Annotated in this window: 2 protein-coding genes, 1 tRNA gene and 1 pseudogene; all 4 read right to left on the minus strand. The window is 44.9% G+C overall.

Translation table 11 applies throughout. From position 1 onward, the window contains the following. On the minus strand, nt 1-272 hold a 272-nt coding region (locus V3S16_RS16710; protein ID WP_413887004.1), incomplete at its 3' end, for a hypothetical protein. 757 nt (nt 273-1,029) lie between these two features. After that, a tRNA-Sec gene (locus V3S16_RS16715) sits at nt 1,030-1,127 on the minus strand. A gap of 100 nt (nt 1,128-1,227) precedes the next feature. Beyond that, entirely contained in the window at nt 1,228-2,160 is a 933-nt protein-coding gene (locus V3S16_RS16720) for an ISAzo13 family transposase (protein ID WP_413887006.1), read from the minus strand. Nucleotides 2,161-2,177: 17 nt separating this feature from the next. After that, nucleotides 2,178-2,962, minus strand: a pseudogene (locus V3S16_RS16725) (hypothetical protein); the annotation flags it as partial.

The following is a 2,962-nucleotide window of genomic DNA, read 5'->3' on the forward strand; positions in this document are numbered from 1 at the left end:
CCGTAGAACTGATAGTCCAGCATATGTGATAGCCATGTTAAGGGATGCCAATTGCTCGCATGAATAGTAGTGAATGCCCAGATTATACTATCTAATGTAAAATTTTTTTGAACATGATGATTTTCAGTGATGTACTGAATGTCGTCAAAAACAAAACCATAGTTTTGTACTTGCCAATAAACAGCAAGGGTAGCCATAACGAGAAACAGGCACACCAATATATCACGGTGTTTGATGATAAATTCTTTGGTGTAATTATTTATTCTGGTCATGGCAAAATTACGGGCAATGAAGACGGTTTTTTATGAATGGATAGTATTATCCAACTAAATGTCTTTTTGATAAAGGTCATTACCAACTGATTATGTCCTAAAACAGTTTCAGCATATCGCAAGTATGCTTTTATACAAGATTTTTATCACTGTCAATCTGATGTGGCAATTGGTGGGTTAGAGAAATGATTATAGGAGCTGGATACTAACTGTTCCGATGCTGGAATACACCGTTATTTCTGCTACTAACGCTATGTTTTTCTGTGATTTTAATTATGCTGGATGGACAGTTTGACAGGTGTATTGATTACAGTTGTGTGATGTGTAAAATTCTGTAATTATGATATTATTACTATTTTATTGGGAATTAGGGTTTACTGTAATTACACTTTTATGGCTTCTCTGGGGACACAATAATAAATATATTCTGATATTCGGTTTGTTAAAATATGTTCGCTCGATAAGATGGCCCCCTGTTTCGTGCAAGGCATGGATATATTAGGGTTGCGGGATAATAAATCCGTCGATAAATCCTCCCCCCTCTGTTTTAATCAACCGGACACAAAGGCGGATACAAAACGCTATGTATCTGATGCGTCCTTTGCGTATGATTGATATCTCGGACAATCAGTCGAGCAATCAAACTTGACCTACCATGCAAGTTATGCGAGACTCTCCATACGAAATTTCTTGGTAGTTTCTTGGTAGTATAGCGGGGTAGGGGATATAGATAAGCAACTGGAAAAGTTAAAGTAATTGGCGGAAGTGCATGGGAATCGAACCCACCCGGGACGGTTTTAGCGCCCCACACCGGATTTGAAGTCCGGGAGCCTCACCAGTAAGCTGCGCACTTCCGCGATCTGAAAAAGTGATCCATATTTTTTTGGTATATAATGATATAATGTTTTTATTTGTCAATATATAAAATCGCCTAAGGGCTCGCGTAAAAATAAATTCACATTTTTGATGGTGAGATCGAGTAGTTCCAATTTGGTCGTTGAGTATACCGTTTCAAAACGATCTGCCGCATTTGTTGGTCAGACACCTTTTCCCCTTTGGGGTAATGTTTGTTAATAAGGGAAGCGCGGATTTTCAGTCCCATCGAAGTTTTAGTGGTACGAATGAATTTCAACACAGTTTCGTAATCAAGCAAAGGTTGCGCTACCCAGTTGTTGCTTATGAAGGAAAACATACGGTGTTCGATGGGATTCCACTTGGAGGAACCGGGCGGATAATGACATACTTTGACCTGAAGACCGAAGCGGTCGCAAAGGGCGACCTGTAACTTCTGTTTCCAAAGACGGATTCTGTAGCCATTGCTCCCGCCGCAATCGGCGAGAACGAGCAAGCGGTCGGCATCAGGGTAGTGGCGTGAGCCAGCCTTTTGCCACCATGTACGAATAGAATCTACGGCGAACTCAGAAGTGTCCCGGCTGGTGCCTACGCATACATAGCCCTCATTTCGTGTAAGGTCATAGATTCCGTAGGGGATCGCGACGCCTTTGGAATCAGAGGGAAAATCATGATCCAAGACCTGTATCGGTTCTTGGCTCCATTTGCGTCCGGCTTGATGGAACGGTCCTATCAGTTCACGGCTTTTGGTATCAACGCTGATCACAGGCATTGCATTGGCTTTGTAGCTACGTATCTGGCCGCGAATATAGCGGAACTGCAGGTCTCGCTGCCGGGGATCGGGCGGTTTGCTCTGTCCGGATTCAAGGCATTTAAGGTTCAATCGTAGAGAAAAGTTCATTTGCTTTAGCAATCTGCCTACTGTTTTGGCCGATACCCGGATGCCTGCGCGCTTCAATTGTTGGGCGATTTTACCAGTGGTCTTGCGAGTCCATTTGCATCCGCTAACCGGATCACCGGCGGTTTCATGTTCCATAATGACGGCAATCGCGTCTAGGATTTCGGGAGTTTTTTTTCCTGCAAAATCCGGCCTCCTCCTGCTGCCCGGATCTTTTTGGAACTCAAATCCCCGCTGATCAATTCCTGTCGCCCACGTGCTACGGTATGAGGATCCATTCCAAGCAGCGAAGCGATGTGCAGGTCACCACCGTGGCCCAGTTTTAGCGATTCAAGCCCGGCGTATAGCCTGCGTTGCCGTTCATCGAGCATACTGCAAAAAAGAACGACTATGGCCTTGGCTTCTTCCACAGCCAGGTCCGGATTGGTAACGATAACAGATGCAAAAGATCGCTCTAAACGAACTTTGCGAGCTCTTTCTTGCTTACGGCAAACAGCGCTCTCAACAGATAGATAGACGTAGACCGAGCTGAATATTTTGCGTTCAAGCAGGTCACAACGTACCAGATGGGTCAACGCATGCTTAGTCTTGACATGCAAAACATCCTTGAGTTCGGCGGCACTGTAACCGGCCTCAGACCGATTAACAAGGGCTTCTGCAGTTTGAAGCAGATTACCGAAGCGTGAAAACCAAACCGATCGGCAAGACCAAATCCCAGGTTCGCTAAACTGCGCGATCGATCGGAGAGTATAGAATTTGCCCCGATGCGAATAGCTGCTCAGGTACTCCAGCTGTGCCAATTTCCGGAACAGTGTGCTGCGAGCCGGATTTCCGACTGCCGACTTGAGCTGATCAAGAGTGGCGATTCTGTTGCTATCAAAGAAGTCTCTTAAGTCCTGGAGATGGTACTTTGGTTTGTTCATAATGAGACTATTAGCCC

This window comes from Candidatus Desulfatibia sp. (assembly GCF_036446775.1).
Lineage (GTDB): Bacteria > Desulfobacterota > Desulfobacteria > Desulfobacterales > UBA11574 > Desulfatibia_A.